A 20444-nucleotide genomic window follows, 5' to 3' on the forward strand; every position below is an offset into this window, starting at 1 on the left:
TCAGGGCACCAGGGGCAGGTAGCGGCAGGCACCGCAGCGGCTGCACACCTGGCACAGCATCGCCTCGCGGCCCATGATCACTTCGGTTCCGGTGGCCCAGCTGCAGCCACCCAACAGACACAACAGGGTCATTGCGTCCTCCTTCGGCCAACGGGCCGGACGGGTCCTGTCAGGAACTTTGATGCGGTGGCAGCGAGTTGGTTTGAGGTTTTTCAGTGCCGCGCCGCCCAGCCGGAAAGCTGAACTCGCTCCAAGGTCCTGGTGGTCTACAGGGTGAACCACCCCGAGGAGACGACCATGAGCCGACACCGCTTCCTGGTGAGCTACATCCACGACAACCAGCCCGGTTCCGTGGAGGTGGAGTCCACCCACGCCCACCTCACGCCGGAGCAGGCCCGCCTGCAGGTGCAGACCCTGCGTGACATCGACGACCCGTCGCGCCTCAGCGACATCCAGGTCACCCCCATCCTCCATCCCAAGGAGCCCGGCACCACGCCCGGCCATTACCAGCAACCCTGACGCAGCCGCCCGAGGCCCCCATGCACAACCTGGAAACCCCGACCTACAAGCTGGCGTTGTTCGGCGCCCGCAGCAGCCTTGGCAGCGCCCTGCTGGTGGAGGCCCTGTCCCGCCAATGGGAAGTGACGGCCCTGGTGGACGATCTCAACGCACTGGACAGCCGCCCCGGCCTGCGCACCAAGGCGGGTGCGCTGGACGACGCCCTAGCAGCGAGCCAGGCCGTGGCGGGCATGGATGCGGTGCTCTGCTACCTGCCGGGCGTGCCCCTGGCACCGGAGCGGGCCATGCGCAGCGATGGCGCCTTCGACCAGGCCTTCATCGCCATCAGCGCACTGCTCGACGGCCTGGCAGTGGCGCGGGTCAAGCGCCTGATGGTGATCGCCGACTTCGGCTGGATGGACACCGACAGCGGCCACCCGGCCCAGCCCGGCCAACAGCTCCAGCAGCGCCTGGTGGACAGCCCGCTGGCCTGGACCCTGGCCGATGCGCCCGCCGGAGCGGAAACGCCCGGCCAGTACCTGACCCTGGCGGACTTTCGCGAAGGCCACGAGGAACCCCGGGTAGCGGCCCTGCTCGCCCAGGCCCGGGCGCTGCTGGACGAGTGCCGCCTCGCCGCCCACGTGCGCCAGCGGGTGAAGGTGGACGCCAGCGGCTGAGCCGCTGGCGCCCGCCGGCTCAGGCCGGGACGATGGCGGCCTTGGGCTCGCGGGCCCAGACCCGGTGCCGAGAGATGGCCTCGAAGAAGGCCTGGCGCACCGCGTTGGCATCGGGCCCGCTCAGCAAGCCGTCGTCCTCTTCCAGGTAGAGCTGGCTGGCCAGGTCCCCCGCCTCTGCGCAGAGGGCAATGGCCTTGAGGTGCTTGTAGGCCTCCAGCAGGTAGTGCAGCGCCTCGCCGTTGCGGCTCAACGCCTTGGCCGCTGCCACCCCGCCGGGGACGAACACCGCGTCGAAGGCGATGGAGGGCAAGCCGGCGAAGGTTGCGTCCGGTTGCAGCTTCTGGCCCTCGGCGGACACCACCGGGGCCGAACTGGGGGCCAGCAGCTTGGCGCTCGCCCCGGCCTGCTCCAGTGCGTCCCTCAGCGTTTCCACGTCACGCCCGCAGGCGCCGTCGGCCAGCAGGATGGCCACCTTGCAGGAGCGGATGTTGCCCGGCAGCAGGTTCATCTGGCTGAGGGCCGGCGACTGCTGCAGGCTGCCATCCGTCACTGCCACGGTGGGCCCGCCGGGCGGCGTGATTCCGAGGTTCTCGGCCACCTGGCGCGCCAGGTCGAGGTCGATGTTGGCGAGGATCTCGTTCACCTGCCGCTCGCGGATGGCCACGCGCTCCACCTTGCCCAGCTCGAAGCTGTAGGCGGCGACGATGTGCCCGCGCTCCACCTCGCTCATGCTGCGGTAGAACAGCCGGGCCTGGGAGAAGTGGTCGGCGAAGGAGTCCGCGCGCTTGCGCAGCTTGGTGCCGGAGACCGGCTCGTGGTAGCTGCTGAAACCACCGTTGCGCGCGGCCGGCGGTGTCTCCTTCGGCCAGCCACCGTCGATGGAGTTGGGCTCGTAGGCGGCACGCCCCTTGTTGATGGTCTGCCGGTGCATGCCGTCGCGCTGGTTGTTGTGGAACGGGCACAACGGCCGGTTGATCGGCAGCTCGTTGAAGTTCGGCCCGCCCAGGCGCGACAGCTGGGTGTCGGTGTAGGAGAACAGCCGGCCCTGCAGCAGCGGGTCGTTGCTGAAGTCGATGCCGGGCACCAGGTGGCCGGGGTGGAAGGCGGCCTGCTCGGTCTCGGCAAAGAAGTTGTCTGGGTTGCGGTCCAGTACCAGGCGCCCCACCACCTTCACCGGGACGATTTCCTCGGGCACCAGCTTGGTGGGGTCGAGCAGGTCGAAGTCGAAGGCGTGCTCCTCATCCTCCGGGATCAGCTGCAGGCCCAGCTCCCACTCCGGGCAGTCGCCGCGCTCGATGTCTTCCCAGAGCATGCGCCGGTGGAAGTCCGGGTCCTTGCCGGCCAGCTTCTGCGCCTCATCCCAGACCAGGGAGCGCACGCCGGACACCGGCCGCCAGTGGAACTTCACCAGGGTCGAACGGCCATCGGCATTGACCAGGCGGAAGGTGTGCACGCCGAAGCCCTGCATGGCCCGGTAGCCCACCGGGATGGCGCGGTCGGACATGGTCCAGAGCACCATGTGCGCCGACTCCGGCACCAGCGAGACGAAGTCCCAGAAGGTGTCGTGGGCGGAGGCGCCGGTGGGGATCTCGTTGTGCGGCTCGGGCTTCACGGCGTGGACGAAGTCGGGGAACTTGATCGCGTCCTGGATGAAGAACACCGGCATGTTGTTGCCCACCAGGTCGAAGTTGCCCTCGTCGGTGTAGAACTTCACCGCGAAGCCGCGCACGTCACGCACGGTATCGGCGGAGCCGCGCGGCCCCTGCACGGTGGAGAAGCGTACGAACACCGGGGTGCGCTTGGACGGGTCGTTGAGGAAATCCGCCTTGGTGTACTCGGCCAGCGATTCGTAGACCTGGAAGTAGCCGTGGGCGGCCGCGCCCCGGGCATGGACGATGCGTTCGGGAATGCGCTCATGGTCGAAGTGGGTGATCTTCTCCCGCAGGATGAAGTCCTCCAGCAGCGACGGGCCACGCTCGCCAGCGCGCAGGCTGTTCTGGTTGTCGGCGATGCGGGTGCTGGTGTTGGTGGTCAGGGCCTCGCCGGTGGCGTCCTCGCGGTAGGCCTCGAGCTGCTTGATCTTGCGGCTGGTGTTGCGGCGGTCTTCGGTGTCGGTACCGGCGAGATCGCTGTCGGCGCCTTTCTTGTCGGTCATCGGGGTGTCCTCGGCTGGGCAATGGGGCCGCTGGGCGGCGGGTGGATGACCGGGCCGGCGGCAACTGCCGCCGGCCCGGTGGCGCTCAGTCCTCGCTGGTGCGCCGGGCGTGGCTGCGTTGCCCGCCCTTGCGGCCGGCGGCCGATGCCCGTTCCGGGTCGTTGCGGAAGTTTCCCCCGCTCACCTGCCCGCCTTTCTTGCCGGCCTCGGATGCACGCTGGGGGTCTTCCGCGAAGTTGCCTTTGCCACCTCGATGTTGAGCCATTGCACGGTCCTCTCTTGTCTGTGGGTCCATTCGGGTCCGGCGTCGATGACGCCTAGAACGTCTGAGGACCGGGACGGCGAGAGGTTCTAACTTTTTGCCAGGCGGAGCGGGCTCAGGGCGCGGGCAGTACCTGCAACCCTTTCAGGTCGCAGCCCTGGTCGCAGCGCAGGACGGTGAGGGTCTGGCTCCCGGCGAGCACCCTCGCCTCTTCCACCACCGGCGGCCCCTGCGTGTCCGAGGCTGCCTTCCAGCCCAGGCGCTCGGTGTGGATGACGATGCGTGACGGATGGGCCAGGTAGAGGTATTCGCGGCCATCGAAGGTCGGCCCGCTGCCCTTGATCACGTCCAGCTGCACGTCGTCGTAGACCAGCGAGGCAACCGTATAACCGCCTTCGGGGACGGCGTGCCCGACCAGGTTGGCCGCGCGTTGCGCGCTGGGGTCTGCACGCCAGGCCTGGTAGCGGGCGTACAGCGGCCCCGCGTTGCAGTAGAGCCGGTCGTTGTAGCGGGTCGAGCCGGCCTTCTCGCAGGCCAGGGCCTGGTTGTGCCAGGCATTGGCCACCAGGCGGGCATCGCGGCTGCCGTCGATCAGGGCCTGCCCGGCCTGCAGGGAAAGGCCGTAATCCCCGTCCCGCAACGCCACCAGGGACAGGTCGGCCAGCGCCCGCTCATGACCGGGCTGCAGGTTGATCGCCAGGTCGAGCGCTTGCAGCGCGCGCTTCAGGTCGCCGGCCTGGTAGGCCTTCTCGCCCTCCAGCACCAGCCGCTGGGCGCGGGCCTGCAACACCGGGGCCGACGGCGGTTGCAGCAGCGCCGCCACCCCGGCCACCTGCTCGTCGGCGATGTTCGGGTTGCGCTCGGCGGCACCTGGCGCGGTGTACTGCTGCAGCCAATCCAGGGGCGTGCGCCCCGGCTCGCCGTCCCAACGGGCCTTCATGGCGGGCTCGGCGCCTCTGTCCAGCAGCAGCTTCACCAGCTCCGGGCCGGCATAGCGCGCGGCGTAGTGCAGCGCTGTCATGTTGGTGGTCCGCAGGCTGTAGCTGCAGCCATCCACGGGAATCAGGGTGGTTGCGTTTGGGTAGGCTCCCTTGTCCAGCAGAGTGCGAGCGCTCTGCACCTGGTTGTACTGAGCGGCGTACATCAGCGGCGTCTTGCCGAAGGCGTTCGCCTGGTTGACGTCGGCACCCTGCTCGATCAGGTAAGCCAGGGCCTCGGGGTAGTCGATGGCCACCGCCAGGTCGTCCACTTTGCCCGGCAACGCGCGGATCTCAGCCATCGGCCGGTGGGCGAGGATGGCGTCACGCAGGGCGGCCTCGTCCTTCGGGTAGGGCGCGTACTGGTAGAAGCGGATGCCCTCGCTGACAGCGTTCTGCAGCGCCTGCCGGGACAGGGCAGCCGCCTGCGCCTTGGCCAGGCCGTAACGCTGGGCGAAGAAGGCGGCGACAGTCGCCTGGCTGCGCTCCATCTGCTGGACGAACGCCTCGTAGGCCTGGCGCTCGAACACTCCCTTGTCGGCCCAGCGCTGCAGGCCCTGCAGGTCCTGGTCGTAGGTGCCGGTGGGGTTATCGACGCGCTCGAACACCGCCCACGGACGGTAATGGACCGCCTGCAACGCGTCATGCATGGCCGTTTCCCAACGGGCGTGGGTGCGCGCGCTGCCGCACATCCAGCCGGCGTCCTGCCGAACCCGCGCCGCAGCCCGCTCCATCGCCTCCACTGCCGAGCGCACCGCTGCGGGGATGCTCTGGGCGATCTGCGCCTCATCCGGCCCGGTGCTGATCCGGCAGGTGGTCCAGGTCAGGTCGTCGTTGAGGCGGCTGACCTCCAGCCGGTCCGGCTGGCCGTCGATGCCGCTGCCGATGCTGACGTAGCGGTCGTCCCGGTCCTTGAACAGCTCCACGTCGACCGCCGGGCCGGGCAGCCCTTTTGCCAGCTGCTCCAGCGTCTCGCGGTCCTGCCCTGGCGTGCGGCTGGCGATCACCTGGTAACGCTCGCAGGCACCGCCACAGCCCGGGTGGGTCAGCAAATCGAAGTAGACCGGCCCCTGGCCGGCCTCGGCACCACGCAGTTCGACACGCTGCATACCGGGCAGCACGAACGCCGCCCAGCGCTTGCGGGTGAGGAAGTGTGCCCTGGCCGCTTTCAGCACCTCGTCGCAGAAGGCGCCGTCCCCAGCCACCCGTTGCGGAGTGAACCAAGCCTTCGCCGAGGCGTTGGTCCCCGCCTGCCCGGCTGTGGTGGCCCAGGTCGCGGGCGTCACGCTCAGCAGCAACAGCGTCGACAGGCAGCGGGCAGTACGGGAAGCGATCAGGGGCATGGTCTTCATCCTTGAGGGAGGGCGCAGGGCCTTCCCGGTGGCGTCCGGAAAATCGGCGTAGCAGACGCCTTTGGCCCTTTGCCGTCAATCACGACCCGTTGGTTTCCGTGACGCGGTTCAGCCCTTCCCCGACCCGCCGAAGCGCCCCAGCCGGTACGCCTCCAGCCCCGCCACGGCCTGACCCTGGGCCAGTTGGCCGATGTATTCGGCGGTGACGGCGGCCTGGGTCAGCCCGAGGTGCTGGTGGCCGAAGGCGAGCAGGACGCGGCCCTCGCCCACCCGGTCGATGATCGGCAGCGAGTCCGGCAGCGAGGGGCGGAAGCCCATCCAGGGGCTGGCGCCTTCGGTGTCCAGCTCGTCGCGGAACAGCCCCTGGCTGAGGCGGTGCAGTTGCCAGGCGCGGGCCATGTTCGCCGGCTTTTCCAGCCCGGCGAACTCCACGGTGCCGGCCAGGCGCAGGCCGCCGGCCATGGGCGTCATGATGAAGCGCCGTTCGAGGCTGGTGACGGCGAACGGCAGCCGCCCCTGTTCCCGGGGCAGCATCAGGTGGTAACCACGTTCGGTGTCCAGCGGCACCCGCGTGCCGGTGAGGCGTTCGGTGAGCGGCGCGGAGTGGGCCCCGCAGGCCAGCAGCACCTGGCGGGCGCGCAGGCTGCCGCCATCCAGCCTCAGGGCGACGCCCTCCCCCAGCCGCTGGCCATCGAGCACGCGCTGGCGATGGAAGGTGACGCCCAGCGCCTCGGCCGCCTGCGCCAGTTCGACAACCACGAGGTGCGAGTCGATGAAGTGCCCGGTGGCCGGGAAGAACAGCCCGCCGCGAATCCCGTCGCTGAGCCGGGGCGCCGCCGCGTGAACGGCCTCCGCTCCCCAGAGCGCCACCGGCACGCCCTGCCCGGCCATGCGCGCCTGGAGGGCCTGCAGCACCACGCGGGAGGCGTCCTGCTCGTACACCAGCAGCGAACCGTCTTCGCGCAGCAGGTCGGGCCGCTCGATGGCCTGCAGCAGGCGACGCCAGGCGCCCAGGCTGGCTTCGTTGAGGGCCCGCAGGCCGGCCACGGTGCGGGCGAAGGGTGCCGCCCGCAGGTTGAGCAACAGGCGCAGGAACCAGGGGGTGGCGCGCGGCAGGTAGGTCCAGTCCAGGCGCAGCGGGCCCATGGGGTCGAGGAGCATGCCCGGCAGGCGCTTGAGGATCGACAGGTCGGCGATGGGGAACACCTGCTCGGTGGCCAGGTGCCCGGCATTGCCGAAGGAGGCGCCCTGCCCCACGCCGTCCGGGTCGAACACCTGCACCCGCAGCCCCTGGCGCGCGAGCTGCAGGGCGCAGGCGACACCGATGACACCGGCGCCGACCACCGCGACATCCACATCCGCTGGCTGGAGATCGCCCATGTTCAGGCCTCCCGCTCGCCGTCGAGCAGCCGCCGCAACCCCAGGGGATTGGCCTCGCGCAGCGCCGCCGGCAGCAAGGCATCGGGGAAGCCCTGGTAGCACACCGGTCGCAGGAAGCGCTGGATGGCGGCGGTGCCCACCGAGGTGGAACGGGCATCCGAGGTGGCCGGGAACGGCCCGCCGTGGACCATGGCGTCGCACACCTCCACCCCGGTCGGCCAGCCGTTGACCAGCACCCGACCGGCCTTGCGCTCCAGGGTCGGCAACAGCGCGTGGGCGGCGTCCAGGTCGGCATCGTCCAGGTGCAGGGTGGCGGTGAGCTGGCCCTCCAGGGCATCGAGGATGCGGGACACCTGCTCTGCGCCCTCGCACTGCACCACCAGCGCCGCCGCGCCGAAGACCTCGCCGTGCAACTGCGGATCGGCGAGGAAGGCCTCGGCATCAGTGACGAACAGCTGCGCCTGGCAGCGGTTCGGCCCGTCCCCGGGTTCGCCGCTGGCGACCCGGCGCACCTGCGGGTGGCGGGCCAGGGTTGCGACCCCAGCCGCGTAGGCCTGGTGGATGCCGGGGGTGAGCATCACCTGGGCCTTGCACGGGCGCAGCTGTTCGGCGGCGTGGGCGAGGAAGGCATCCAGCGCCGCCCCGCGAGGGGCGATGAGCAGGCCCGGGTTGGTGCAGAACTGCCCGGCGCCCAGGGTCAGCGAGGCGATGAAGCCTTGGGCCAGGGCCGCGCCACGGGCCTGCAAGGCGGCGGGAAACAGCAGCACCGGGTTGATCGAACTCATCTCCGCATAGACCGGGATCGGCTCCGGCCGCGCCTGGGCCGCCTGGCACAGGGCGAGACCACCGCTGCGCGAGCCGGTGAAGCCGACCGCCTTGATGCGCGGGTCCGTCACCAGGCCAAGGCCCACTTCACGACCGGCGCCGAACAGCAGCGAGAACACGCCTTCGGGCATGCCGCAGCGCTCGACCGCGCGGGCCACCGCCTGCCCCACCAGTTCGCTGGTGCCGGGGTGGGCGCCATGGGCCTTGACCACCACCGGGCAGCCGGCAGCCAGGGCCGAGGCGGTGTCGCCGCCGGCCACGGAGAAGGCCAGGGGGAAGTTGCTGGCACCGAACACCGCCACCGGCCCCAGGGGCACCTGGCGCTGGCGCAGGTCGGGCCGTGGCAGGGGTTGCCGCTGGGCTTGCGCGCGGTCGATGCGCACGTCCAGCCACTCACCCGCGCGCAGGGTACGGGCGAAGGTGCGCAGTTGCTGGCAGGTGCGGCCGCGCTCGCCCTGCAGGCGCGCCTGGGGCAGGCCCGTCTCAGCCATAGCGCGCTCGATCAGCGCCTCGCCCAGGGCTTCGATGGCATCGGCGATGGAGTCGAGGAAGGCCGCCCGGGCGGCCGGTGCGGTGTCCCGGTACGGGTCGAAGGCGGCCCAGGCCAGGGCGCAGGCCTGTTCCACCTGCTGGCGGCTGGCGCCCGGGTAGGCGGGTTGCAGGTGTTGGCCGGTGGCTGGGTCAATGGCGTGGAGGGCGTCGCGGGTGCCGGGCACCGCTGCGCCGCCGATCAGCATCTTGCCTGTGAGGGTCATGGGGCATCCTGGATGGCGGGTGGGCCCCACCGCCCACGGGCGGCGGGGCGGGCGGGTTCAGGCGAGGTTCTGCTCGGCGGTCCAGTTGGCGTACCACTGGCGGAACAGGCCGTACTGCTGCTCGGCGTAGCGGCGCTGGGAGTCGCTGAGGGCGTCGCTCTCGTTGAAATGCAGGCGGTACTCGCGGTCGCCGTTGAGCACCATCAGGTACTTGTAGAACAGCACCAGGTCGCAGCCCTCGTCGAAGGACGAGAGCACGTCCAGGGCGGCGCTCAGCTCCAGGGCCTGGCGGCGTGCGCGGGCATCGCCCTGGGCGGCCTGGCGGCTCAGCGAGACCAGTTGCAGCACCTCGCGGGGCAGCACGTTGCCGATGCCGGTGATGGTGCCGGTGGCGTTGCAGTTGACGTAGCCGTGGAACACCTGGGTGTCGACGCCGGCCATGAGGATCACCTCGTCATCCCGCGAGGTGATGTGCTCGGCGGCGTAGCGCATGGCGTCGGCGCCGCCGAATTCCTTGAAGCCGATCAGGTTGCGGTGCTGCCCGCGCAGTTCGAAGAACAGGTCGGCGCGGGTGGAGAAGCTGTAGTACGGGCTGTTGTAGATCACCGACGGCAGCTCCGGCGCGGCCTGCAGCACGGCAGTGAAATGCGCCTTCTGCGCTGCCGGCGAGGCCGCGCGGGACAGCAGCCGCGGAATCACCATCAGCCCCTGGGCGCCGACCTTGGCGGCATGGGCGGCGTGGGCCACCGCCTCGCGGGTGCTCACCGCGCCGGTGCCGACGATGGTGGGCACGCCGGCCTTCACCAGGCGCGCCACGCCTTCCTGGCGCTGGGCCTCGCTGAGCAGGGGCCAGTCGCCCATGGAGCCGCAGTAGACCACGCCGCTCATGCCGGCCTGGACCAGTTCGTGGCCCTTGGCCACCAGGGCGTCGTAGTCCGGCTGGCGTGCGTCGGTGCAGGGGGTCATGAGGGCGGGGATGCAGCCACGGTAGATATCGATGTTCATGCTGTCGCTCCTTGAGCAGGGATTCAGGGTTCGGGAAAACGGGGCTCAGATGCCCCAGGCGAAGGGGTCCTGCTCGTCGATGAGCAGGGTGCAGTCGGCGGTGAGGTGGGCACGCCCGGTGATGAAGGGGCGGATGCGCTCGCCCTCCCACTCGTAGTGCCCCTCGAAGCAGCTGCCGGTGATGCTGGCCTGCACCCAGCGCTGGCCGGGGGCGAGCTTGCCGTCCGCCGCCAGGCAGGCCAGCTTGGCGCTGGTGCCGGTGCCGCAGGGGGAGCGGTCGTAGGCCTTGCCGGGGCACATGACGAAGTTGCGGCTGTCGGCCTCGGCGTCGGCGGCGAACAGCTCGACGTGGTCGATCAGCGCCCCGCCCTCGCCGTGGATGCCCTGGGCCTCCAGGGCCCGCAGCATCGCCCAGGTGTAGGCGGTCAGGGCCTCGACGTTGTCCAGCTCCAGGCGCTGGCCGTGGTCGTTGACCAGGAAGAACCAGTTGCCGCCCCAGGCGATGTCGCCATGGACCATGCCATGGCCGGGCACCTCCACCGGCACCTGCCGGCGGTGGCGGTAGGCCGGCACGTTGCCGAGGGTGACGCGGCCGTCCTCGTGGAGGGTGGCGCTGACGGTGCCCACCGGGGTGTCGATGCGGTGCTCGCCGGGGGCCATCAGCCCCAGGTGCCGGAGGGACGCCACCAGGCCGAGGGTGCCGTGGCCGCACATGCCGAGGTAGCCGGCGTTGTTGAAGAAGATCACCCCGCAGGTGGCGCCCGGCGTCACCGGCGGGCGGTACAGCGCGCCCACCAGCACGTCGTTGCCGCGCGGCTCCAGCAGGCAGGCGCGGCGCCAGTGGTCGTGTTGCTCGCGCAGGCTGTCGCGCTGCTCGGCGAGGGTGCGGCCGGCAGGTTCGGGAAAGCCGTCCATCACCAGGCGCGTGGGTTCGCCGCCGGTGTGGGAATCGATGACATGGATGCGCTTCATGGGGCGGCTCCGTCAGGTCGGGGAATGGGGGTGGTCGATCAGGCGCTGGATCTCGTCCAGCAGCACCCGGCCGACCCAGACGCCTTCGCGTTCGCTGCGCTGGCGGGCGGCGAAACGGCGTTGCGACGGCAGCCGCGCGCCCTGGTCGGTGATGGCGGCGAACAGCGCCTCGGCCCGCTGCCGGCCGGCCTCCAGCTCGCCGCCGAGAAAGCGCGCGGGCTCGAAGGCCAGCAGCAGCTCGCCATGGAGCGGCGTGGCACCGGCACCACCGTCGAAAGCCAGAGACTCGGCGCTGGTGAGGTCGCCGATCAGCGCGCCGGCCATCAGCTCGATCATCGCCGCCAGGGCCGAGCCCTTGTGGCCGCCGAAGGTCTGCATGGCGCCCTCCAGCACGGCCCGCGCATCGGTGCTGGGCCGCCCTTCGGCATCCAGCCCCCAGCCCAGGGGAATCGGCTTGCCCTGGCGGGCGTGCAGCTCGATATCGCCCCGGGCGATGGCGCTGGTGGCGAAATCAAAGACGAAGGGCTCGCGCCCCGCGCGGGGCCAGGCGAAGGCCAGCGGGTTGGTGCCGAACACACCTCGGCGGCCGCCTTCCGGGGCCACCCAGGCGTGGCTGGGGGTCATGGCCAGCCCAACCAGGCCTTCGGCGGCGATGGCCTCCACCTCCGGCCACAGCGCGGAGAAGTGGAAGCAGTTGCGGATCACCAGGGCGGCGACGCCCAGCTCGCGGGCCTGCTCCACCAGCAGCGGCAGGCCGGTCTGCAGCGCCAGCAGCGAGTAGCCCCGCTGCGCGTCGACGCGGACGATGGCCGGCGCCGGCCGGCTCACCCTTGGCTGGGCCTGCGGGTCCACCTTGCCGCTGCGCAGCGAATGCACGCACACCAGCACCCGGTACAGGCCGTGGGAGTGGCATTCGTCACGCTGGCCCCGGGTGATGGTGTCGGCGATGGCGCGGGCATGGTCCTCGCCCATGCCGTTGACGGTCAGCGCACGCAGTGCCAGGGCGTGGACCTGGTCGAGGCTGAGATTGATGAGGTCGTTCATGGCCAGACTCCTTCCGGTCATCGGGTTGCAGACAATGGGCTAGGCGCGGCCGGGGAAGGCCGTGGCGGAAGGCGCGACGTCCGCATCGGTGCCCTCCTCGCTTTCGTCCTCGCCGCTGAGGCGGATCAGCTCGGCCGGCACGCCGGTGGTGGCGCCCCAGTGGTAGATGCCCAGGGCACAGGCGGCCACGGCGAGGGTGTCGTAGGGGTGGCCGAGCACGCCCAGGCCGCCGAAGCTGCCCAGCCAGGAGAGCAGCAGGGTCACGGCGTAGAAGCCGATCAGCCAGGCGGACGAGCGCACCTGCTGGGCGATGCCCAGGTGCTCGGTGGGCACGAAGCGGCGGCACAGCAGGTAGATCACGAACATCAGGATCTGCAGGCTCAGCAGCCAGGACACGGTGCCCCAGCCGGACCAGTAGACGATCAGCGCGGCGATCACGAAGGACAGCGGCCCCATCACCGCCAGGCCCCGCACGCGGAACGGGCGCGGCATGTCCGGCGCGTTGCGACGCAGGGCCGCCACCGTCACCGGCGCCACCGCGTAGCTCAGCACCAGGGCGGCGGATACCACGTTGATCAGCGCCTCCCAGGAGGGAAACGGCAGGGTCCAGAACACCGACAGGCCGAAGGTCAGCCACAGCGCCGGGCGCGGGATGCCTGACTGTTCATCGATGCGGGTGAAGAGGCGGAAGAAGGTGCCGGTCTGCGCCCAGCCGTAGATCACCCGCGGCGTGGCGTTCATGTAGATGTTGCCGCAGCCGCTGGGCGAGACCACCGCGTCGGCCACCACCAGGTAGGCCAGCCAGCCCACGCCGAGCACCAGGGCGATGTCGCGGTACGGCAAAGCGAACTCCTTGGACATCCCGACCCAGCCGTTGGCCAGCAGCTCGGTCGGCACCGCACCGAGGAAGGCCACCTGCAGCAGCACGTAGATGGCGGTGGAGAGCAGCACCGAGAGGATCAGCGCGAAGGGAATGGTGCGCTGCGGATTCTTCACCTCGCTGGCCACCGAGATGATCGGCGTCAGCCCCAGGTACGCGAAGATGATGCCGCCGGCCGACACCGCCATCTCGATGCCCGAGAGGCCGAACGGCGCGAAGCCCTGCACCTGGAAGTTCTCGGGCTTGAAGAAGGTGAAGAGCACGCCGATAACCAGCAGCGGCACGATGAACTTGAACACGCTGACCAGGTTGTTGGCGCGGGCGAAGGTCTTCACGCTGCGGTAGTTGAGCCAGAAGAACAGGCACAGCAGGCCGAACTGCACCAGCCAGCCGATCAGCGTCGGGTCGCTGGAGCCCGCCTCGGTGAGGCCCGGGAACCAGGCCGCCGCGTACTGGCGGGAGGCGACCACCTCGATGGCCACCAGGCTGGAGAAGGCGATCAGCGTGATGAAGCCCATCAGGTAGCCCAGCAGCGGGCCGTGGGAGAACACCGGGTAGCGCACCACCCCGCCGGCACGCGGCAGCGCCGCCCCCAGCTCGCAGTAGATGATGCCCAGCAGCAGCACCGCGAAGCCGCCGAGGAGCCAGGAGAAGATGCCCGCCGGGCCTGCGATGGCGGAGACGTGGCTGGCCGCGAACAGCCAGCCGGAGCCGAAGATGGCCCCCAGGCCGATGAAGGTGAGGTCCGTCAGGGACAGCTGTTTCTTGAACTTTCCAGACATGGCGTAGCCTTCTTGTGCGTTATTGGATGGGCTGGAGAGATCCCTGTGCAGCACCGGGGCCTGGCGACGAATCAGGCACGGAGACGAACCGGTGCGACGGCGCCCCGAGGTCTGCAACGGCCATAGGTTGGCCCGCCCGGGCGCCTGCGGGCTTGATGCATTTCCTCGGTTCCCATGACGAAATCGGCACAGTCGGCGGAATGGCCGGGCAAGGCTCGACAGGCCCTGGCCGCCTGCGGCAACCTGCCGGCTCGCCGCGCACTGGGAGGCAGGACGATGCCGCAGAACCCGCTGGAAGGACTGTTCGCCGACGAGGGGCTGGAACGCCCCGAGAGCATGGACGCGCTGCTGGCCAGCGCACGGCTGCTGTTGCCGATGCTGGATGCGATCCCCAATGCGGCGATCTTCATCAAGGACACCCAGGCGCGTTACCTGCTGGCCAACCGCACCCTGGTCCAGCGCTGCGGCCTGAAGGGGGCATGCCGAGATAAAGGAAAATTAGGACATAGGGATCCTATCCTATTGATGTAAATAGAATTTCATTTGATCTGTTTGTCTCGCCTGCCTCATGCCCGTAAGCGTCTATGCTGATCTATTTGCATGCATGGGGGCTGAGCGATGGCGGCTTTGGAGAGAACGGCATATCCACGACTAGCGACTACCCTCAGTGCTAAGGAATTACACCGCAACTATTCGCTTTCCCCAGGAGAGCTTGAATGGATTTCCAGAACAGCTCGTAGCCCTGCCCTTTCCCTTGGGCTGGCAGTCCAGCTCAAGGTATTCCAAGAGCTCCATTACTTTCCTCCCTTAGACGAGATACCTCCAGAAATCACTGGCCATATCAGGAATACACTCGGTTTTGGCCCTCGTATCACTTCCCGCTATACCAACCCGCGTACTTTTTATAGGCATCAGGCGGCCATTCGTGAGTACCTCCAGATCAAGGCTTTCTATGGTAGTGAAGCGCTCACCATAGCTCTCCACCTTGCGCACGAGTCTGCCGAGGTACTCGACCAGCGGGCGGATATCATCAATGTGCTGATCGGCGAGTTGCTGCAGCGCAGCTACGAACTCCCAGCCTATTCCACCCTCAATGACGCTGCTGAAGATGCCTTAGTTGCAATGCAGGAGCGGCTGTTCAATCTCGTTGTGACCAGGGCGCCAATTGACGTGGTCTACAAACTGAAAGAACTGCTCGAAACGGATTTCGGGCGACGCCAAAGCGACTTCAACGCCCTCAAACAGGCACCCAAGAAACCATCCCGCAAACACTTGGAAGTGCTGATAGATCACATGGCTTGGCTCGAGAGCTTTGGGAATCTAGATGCCATTTTTGATGGAATCGTCGATACCAAAATCCGCCACTTCGCTGCCCAAGCTGCGGCGTCGGACGTCGCCGAGCTTAAGGACTGTTCGCCGCCGAAGCGTTACACGCTGATGCTTGCCTTGATCTATCGGATGCGCGTGCGGACTCGGGATCACCTAGCCGAGATGTTCATCCGGCGAATCTCTACGATTCACAAACGCGCCAAGGAAGAACTGGAGCAAATCCAGGCACGGCAACGTCAAAAACTGGAGCAGCTGGCGGCCACCCTGGACGGTGTGGTGCAGATTTTGGTTCAGGAACCGGATGACCTAGAGGCAGGTAGCCTGATTCGGGAATACCTCTCCCCCGACGGCAACCTGGAACGGTTGCGCGAAACCTGTGCCGAAGTCCAGGCTACCGGCGGTAATAACTACCTGCCGTTGATCTGGAAGCATTTCAGGTCCCATCGCTCGCTGTTGTTCCGTCTCAGCCACCTTCTCCAACTGGAGCCCACGACTCAGGATAGGTCGCTGGTTCAGGCACTTCAACTGATACAGGACAGCGAGAATTTGCACCGCGAGTGGATCGACGAGCACGTCGACTTGTCGTTTGCGTCGGAGCGCTGGGTCAAGGTCGTTCGTCGTCCTGCCAGTGAGGGGCCACCGACCAACCGGCGCTATCTGGAAGTTTGCGTATTCTCCTACCTGGCCAACGAACTGCGATCCGGTGACATGTGCGTACAAGGGTCGGAATCCTTCGCCGACTATCGCAAGCAGTTGCTACCCTGGGACGAATGTCTCCAGCGACTACCGGCCTACTGCGAAAAGATGGAACTGCCTGGCACGGCGAAGGAATTTGTTACCTCCCTCAAGACCCAGTTGGAGGAAACCGCGCAGCAACTGGATGACAAATTCCCCTCTTGCCGAGGGGACGTATCGATCAACGAAGCCGGCGAACCGGTATTGCGACGAGTGACGGCGCGCGACATCCCGCCATCGGCCATCTCGCTACAGACGGCCCTCATGCAACGCATGCCGGCCAGGCACGTACTCGACATCATGGCCAACATCGAGCACTGGATTCAGTTCACTCGACATTTCGGGCCGATGTCCGGCAACGAGCCAAAGCTCAAAGAACCTGCCGAGCGCTACCTGATGACGATCTTCGCCATGGGTTGCAACCTCGGCCCCAGCCAGGCCGCGCGGCATCTGGCCGGTAATGTCACCCCGCACATGCTTTCCTATACCAATCGCCGTCACCTCTCGTTGGAGAAACTGGACAAGGCTAACCGCGAGCTAGTGGAACTCTATCTACAGCTCGATCTGCCCAAGCTCTGGGGCGATGGCAAGGCGGTGGCTGCGGACGGCACCCAGTTCGACTTCTATGACGCCAACCTGCTGGCCGGCTACCACTTCCGCTACCGCAAGATGGGAGCCGTGGCCTATCGGCACGTGGCCAACAACTACATCGCTGTATTCCAACACTTCATCCCCCCGGGCATCTGGGAGGCAATTTATGTAATCGAGGGGCTGCTCAAGGCCGATCTCAGCGTCGAAGCTGATACGGTGTATTCCGATACCCAGGGCCAGTCGGCCACGGTGTTCGCCTTCACCCATCTGCTGGGCATCAACCTGATGCCACGCATCCGCAATTGGCGCGACCTGGTGATGTGCCGGCCGGATCGCGGCGCTGCGTATAAGCATATCAACCGCCTGTTCACCGACACCGCCGACTGGCACCTGATTGAAACCCATTGGCAGGATTTGATGCAGGTCGCGCTATCGATCCAGGCGGGCAAAATCTCCTCGCCTATGTTGCTGCGAAAACTCGGTTCCTACAGCCGGCGTAACAAGCTCTACCACGCGGCACAGGCACTGGGCAGCGTGATCCGTACGATCTTCCTGCTCAACTGGATCGGCAGTCGCGAGTTGCGCCAGGAGGTTACCGCGAACACCAACAAGATCGAGTCCTACAACGGATTCTCCAAGTGGTTGTCCTTCGGCGGCGACGTGATCGCCGAGAACGATCCGGACGAGCAACAGAAGCGACTGCGCTACAACGACATGGTGGCCTCGTCGGTGATCCTGCAGAACACTGTGGACATGATGCGGATCCTGCAGAAATTGGCCCGCGAGGGCTGGCAGTTCACCGATGAGGATGTGTCCTTCCTCAGCCCCTACCTGACCAGCAACGTCAAGCGTTTCGGCGAGTTCAACCTCAAGCTCAACCGGCCGCCGGAGCCCTGGATCAAAGACTCGGTGTTCCAGCAGGCAGCCGGGTCCATCCGCACTGGCAAGCTCGGTACTGCGGAAACCGAGGAGATGACCTGATGAACATTCCTCCTGCGTCATTTCGCGTCACGCCCTACGGCGAGGTAGATGCCGAGGCGCTGGAGCGTTTGCATGACGACTACGACACCATCCAGTTGCTGCGTCTAGTCGATGGGCTGGATCTGCTGCTGAAGGAAATGAACAACATCGGCGGCCTCAGGGATGGCCTCCTGCGGGTACATGCCATGGCGAAAACGGTGCTCGATGGTGCGGCACTATCGGTGTCTGTGACGGAAGGCGGCAGTATCTGGGAGGAAGCCGAGTCGCTTGATGAGGATCTGGTGGAACTGGGCAATTGGCTGGCCAGCGTCAGAGCTCAACTGAGGCCTTTGATTGAACTCATGCCGGCCGATCCTCATTAACCAACCAGTCGCCAGCGACACCGTGCAAGCTACTGGCTTCTGAACGGCTCAACAAGCTGACCCACATAGCCTGTCGGATAGTTCCGGTCATGCAGTCCTACTTCGGCGCTGCCGGGCTTGCTTACGCTGTCATAGTAGGTTCCAAGCAGCTGATCCCACACCAGCAAGAACTCACCGAAATTGACCTGCGCATCCTCGAAGTCGCGTTTGTGATGCCAACGGTGTGTTTCTGCAACGCCGATGACGCGCCGTAGCCAGCCCAACGAGTAGTCCAGATTTGCTTTCGCGGGAGGCAATCTGGGACTTTTGGCCGAATTTGACCTGTTTCTTGATCGCATTGGAAGGCAACTTGGGACTTCGTTGGCGCTTTGGAAGGCAATGTGGGACTCCATCTGCTTCTTGGAAGTCAATGTGGGACATCGATCCTAGTCTCTTCCATCAATAATAACGGCTTAGTGAAAATATCTGACTTTCTGACGTGAGCTCTCTCCCTGCCTCTCCCGGGCCAAGGCTGAGGCGATGGAGGTGTTCTAGATTGGGCTTTATAGCCGATTATAGAGCGATTATAAAATCGCTCTTTCACGATATACTTTAGAGTTAAGCTGCATGCGTTAGACGGACCCTAATGACCTGCCCCGATCACTTTTGTCCGCACGCCCCGCGGTGCCTGAAGGCTGATATCCTAAGACGGTGATCACGAGCAAAAGTCCATCGTTCAGATTCTCTCGCAGGAATCGATTTCCCCCGAATCTAGTGCCGCCCCTGCATACCCTCCAGCCGTTCGACACGCTGCTGTAGTTCAGCTACCTGTTGCTCTAGGCGAACGACACGGCTTTGCGGGCTGCTATCGCCGAAGCCCCATCCGCGATCTTCCCGGTAAAGGGTTGCCCATATCCACAGGAACGGCCAGATCGCATGCAATGTGAACATACTGACCCAGCCGGCTGCATGGATCGAATCCTGATGGGGGTGGTTGCGCTGCCGGGCAATTTCGCAAGGGATGTCATGGATGACAATCATCCCGTAAAACAACACCAACCCAACAAAAATCAATAAACCCAGTGCAAAGTAATCGAGCATAGTTTCTACCGTTCTTGGAGAACTAAACGCTGGCAGTGTAGTGCAGAGGGCTATGGCCTGCCCCATAGCCCTACCCGCTTCTGGTTTACCGGACTCTAGCTAGCTTCGTGCCGAAGGAGTGTTGCGAATCCTGCGAGTTTGAGACATCCGCTTAAACGGAGCTACCAGTTGAGCCCCATATCGCGTTGGATAGTCACGTTCTTGCAGCCCTACTTGAGCATCGCCGAGCTTGTCTGTCCCATCGTAGAAGGTCCTAAACAGGTGGTCCCACAGAAGCAGGAACTCGCCGAAGTTAACCTGAGCATCTTCGAACTCCCGCTTGTGGTGCCAGCGGTGTGTCTCAGCGACGCCAATCACATTACGCATCCAGCCTAGCGAGTAGTCCAGGTTGGAATGCTGAAATGCGAGATGCACTGTGAGGATGCCGAACCAGGTTGCGACAAGAGCAGAAGGTGTTCCCATCGCAAAGAGCACCAAGAGTCCAGGGCCCGCCATGATAGCCGCATGCAGTGGATGCCGGCGTTCGCCATTCATCCAGTAGAGGCGCTCTGCACTGTGGTGTGGTTCATGCAGGCGCCATAGCCATGGTGTGTAATGGCTGAATCGGTGCATGGCATAGAGACTGATATCCAAAACCATGGCTACGATGAGCAATTGTGCCCACAGCGGCAAATCCGTTGGGAAGGTACGCGCGGCATCAGGCATCAAATCACCCAGCCGAGCCAGAAACGTGGCGGTGAACTGGATGACGGACAGATTCACCACCATGTGAAGCATATCGGTCAGTGTATCTTGGTGGTCGGCAAGCCAGCTCTTACGGAATGGTTGTAGGCGCTCCAATATAGCGACCAGAATAATTCCAGATGCCGCGATGAGGGCTGTGCTGGGCCAATATGGCAAGCCCTTGTACAGCAGCCAGATCATCCAGCCAGCCGTACCACCAAAAATGACCGGATAGCTGAACCAGCGAACCATGAACCTGAAGCAATTGGTCATCATGCGGCCCTCCTCTTGAGTACCTTACGATAAGAGGCTCCTACGGCGCTGGCTTGAACGAAAAAGCTGATTTCAGCTGCTGAGACTGATCTGGCTCAGCGCTGAAGATGGATCGAGGCCAAACAGGCTGCGAAAGGTTCGAGAAAAGTGCGCGGAATCCGAGAACCCTGCCGCATGGCCGGCCATGGTCAGACTTTGGCCTGCTGTAATGAGTTGGAGTGCTGTAACCAGACGAAGCCATTTTCGGTAACTGCGCAATGGCAACCCGGTCTGTTCAACAAACCAATGAGAAAAGCGAGTCGGTGACAGGTGCATCAGATCGGCCAGTTCCTGTCTGCCATTGGCGGGTTTGCTTAAGGCTTCAAGTACAAGCCGCAAGCGTGGATCGATGATCGGAACATGGGGGAGATTAAGAAACTGGCGAACCGCACCTCGCATTTGCTGGGCGGTGATACTGGGAGTTGCCAGCAGTCTCTGCAAAGCCAAGATGTTGTGCACTTCGATAGGCAAGATGCTCGTGGGGGCATTGAACGCCTCCGCCTCCTCAGAAAGCGCGTCAAGGTAAATCGAAACAACCTCTACTGCTTCGATTTGATGAATTACGCCCGCTTGGATGCAAATGGCTCGGGCCGTGACGCTGCCATCAGGTGTAGTCACCCTCAAGTCGTGATTGATGCCAATGGTGATCTGGTGGGCCATGTGCCGGTGCCAATCATGATTGCCTACCTGTCCGGAAAACACTCCAAAGCCTGGAGATATCCAGGCTTTGCCGTGCCAACCGACGGTCTGTGATGCAATCACCTGAT

18 protein-coding genes and 1 pseudogene are annotated in these 20444 nt (G+C 65.7%); 6 read left to right on the top strand and 13 right to left on the bottom strand.

What is annotated here, in order from left to right; translation table 11 throughout:
• Window positions 1–132 carry a PSPA7_2676 family Cys-rich small protein gene (locus tag BM198_RS30665; protein WP_139233647.1) on the bottom strand — a complete coding sequence of 44 codons (132 nt, stop codon included), beginning with the start codon at window positions 130–132 and terminating at the stop codon, window positions 1–3.
• A gap of 165 nt (window positions 133–297) precedes the next feature.
• Between BM198_RS30665 and BM198_RS17270 the strand changes: the two genes are divergently transcribed.
• Together BM198_RS17270 and BM198_RS17275 are read left to right on the top strand one after the other, a co-directional pair.
• Window positions 298–519 (top strand): hypothetical protein, encoded by a 222-nt coding sequence (locus tag BM198_RS17270; protein WP_074971502.1) that lies wholly within the window; start codon window positions 298–300, stop codon window positions 517–519.
• A 20-nt stretch (window positions 520–539) separates the two neighbouring features.
• A complete protein-coding gene (locus BM198_RS17275; RefSeq protein WP_074971503.1) occupies window positions 540–1175 on the top strand; it encodes an NAD(P)H-binding protein in 636 nt (211 codons plus the stop codon).
• A gap of 19 nt (window positions 1176–1194) precedes the next feature.
• Here the strand turns inward: BM198_RS17275 and katE are convergent, their stop codons facing one another.
• The 9 genes from katE to BM198_RS17320 all read right to left on the bottom strand — a co-directional run bounded on the left by katE (window position 1195) and on the right by BM198_RS17320 (window position 13564).
• Window positions 1195–3330, bottom strand: a complete 2136-nt coding sequence (gene katE, locus BM198_RS17280) for a catalase HPII (protein WP_074971504.1) — start codon at window positions 3328–3330, stop codon at window positions 1195–1197.
• 85 nt (window positions 3331–3415) lie between these two features.
• Window positions 3416–3595, bottom strand: coding sequence for a con-10 family general stress protein (locus tag BM198_RS17285; protein WP_044404703.1), 180 nt, complete (start codon window positions 3593–3595; stop codon window positions 3416–3418).
• 112 nt (window positions 3596–3707) lie between these two features.
• Window positions 3708–5912, bottom strand: coding sequence for an ankyrin repeat domain-containing protein (locus BM198_RS17290; RefSeq protein WP_074971505.1), 2205 nt, complete (start codon window positions 5910–5912; stop codon window positions 3708–3710).
• A gap of 117 nt (window positions 5913–6029) precedes the next feature.
• Window positions 6030–7301, bottom strand: coding sequence for an NAD(P)/FAD-dependent oxidoreductase (locus tag BM198_RS17295; protein ID WP_074971506.1), 1272 nt, complete (start codon window positions 7299–7301; stop codon window positions 6030–6032).
• Between the two features lie 2 nt (window positions 7302–7303).
• On the bottom strand, window positions 7304–8881 hold the full coding sequence (locus BM198_RS17300) for an aldehyde dehydrogenase (NADP(+)) (protein WP_074971507.1): 1578 nt from the start codon (window positions 8879–8881) through the stop codon (window positions 7304–7306).
• A gap of 57 nt (window positions 8882–8938) precedes the next feature.
• On the bottom strand, window positions 8939–9886 hold the full coding sequence (locus BM198_RS17305) for a dihydrodipicolinate synthase family protein (protein WP_074971508.1): 948 nt from the start codon (window positions 9884–9886) through the stop codon (window positions 8939–8941).
• 45 nt (window positions 9887–9931) lie between these two features.
• Window positions 9932–10858 carry a 4-hydroxyproline epimerase gene (locus tag BM198_RS17310; protein WP_074971509.1) on the bottom strand — a complete coding sequence of 309 codons (927 nt, stop codon included), beginning with the start codon at window positions 10856–10858 and terminating at the stop codon, window positions 9932–9934.
• Between the two features lie 12 nt (window positions 10859–10870).
• Window positions 10871–11902 (bottom strand): Ldh family oxidoreductase, encoded by a 1032-nt coding sequence (locus tag BM198_RS17315; RefSeq protein ID WP_074971510.1) that lies wholly within the window; start codon window positions 11900–11902, stop codon window positions 10871–10873.
• Window positions 11903–11941: 39 nt separating this feature from the next.
• On the bottom strand, window positions 11942–13564 hold the full coding sequence (locus BM198_RS17320; protein WP_074971511.1) for an APC family permease: 1623 nt from the start codon (window positions 13562–13564) through the stop codon (window positions 11942–11944).
• A gap of 276 nt (window positions 13565–13840) precedes the next feature.
• Here BM198_RS17320 and BM198_RS17325 point away from each other — a divergent pair.
• From BM198_RS17325 to BM198_RS30490, 4 genes and pseudogenes are all read left to right on the top strand, one after another.
• A pseudogene (locus BM198_RS17325) lies at window positions 13841–14038 on the top strand (AraC family transcriptional regulator); the annotation flags it as partial.
• A gap of 144 nt (window positions 14039–14182) precedes the next feature.
• Entirely contained in the window at window positions 14183–17200 is a 3018-nt protein-coding gene (locus BM198_RS17330; protein ID WP_074971512.1) for a Tn3-like element ISPa42 family transposase, read from the top strand.
• Complete coding sequence (tnpC, locus tag BM198_RS17335) at window positions 17200–17562, top strand: Tn3 family transposase post-transcriptional regulator TnpC (protein ID WP_083422408.1); 363 nt, start codon at window positions 17200–17202, stop codon at window positions 17560–17562. Before BM198_RS17330 ends, tnpC begins: the two co-directional genes overlap by 1 nt.
• A gap of 89 nt (window positions 17563–17651) precedes the next feature.
• Complete coding sequence (locus tag BM198_RS30490; protein ID WP_244165708.1) at window positions 17652–17816, top strand: hypothetical protein; 165 nt, start codon at window positions 17652–17654, stop codon at window positions 17814–17816.
• Between the two features lie 496 nt (window positions 17817–18312).
• On the opposite strand, the gene BM198_RS17345 is transcribed toward BM198_RS30490, so the two are convergent.
• The 3 genes from BM198_RS17345 to BM198_RS17355 form a co-directional block, all read right to left on the bottom strand.
• Entirely contained in the window at window positions 18313–18642 is a 330-nt protein-coding gene (locus BM198_RS17345; RefSeq protein WP_074971514.1) for a DUF3302 domain-containing protein, read from the bottom strand.
• Between the two features lie 99 nt (window positions 18643–18741).
• Window positions 18742–19641, bottom strand: a complete 900-nt coding sequence (locus BM198_RS17350; RefSeq protein WP_244165709.1) for a sterol desaturase family protein — start codon at window positions 19639–19641, stop codon at window positions 18742–18744.
• Between the two features lie 69 nt (window positions 19642–19710).
• Entirely contained in the window at window positions 19711–20439 is a 729-nt protein-coding gene (locus BM198_RS17355) for an AraC family transcriptional regulator (RefSeq protein WP_074971515.1), read from the bottom strand.
• Window positions 20440–20444 lie beyond the last annotated feature (5 nt).

The organism is Metapseudomonas otitidis, assembly GCF_900111835.1.
GTDB lineage: Bacteria > Pseudomonadota > Gammaproteobacteria > Pseudomonadales > Pseudomonadaceae > Metapseudomonas > Metapseudomonas otitidis.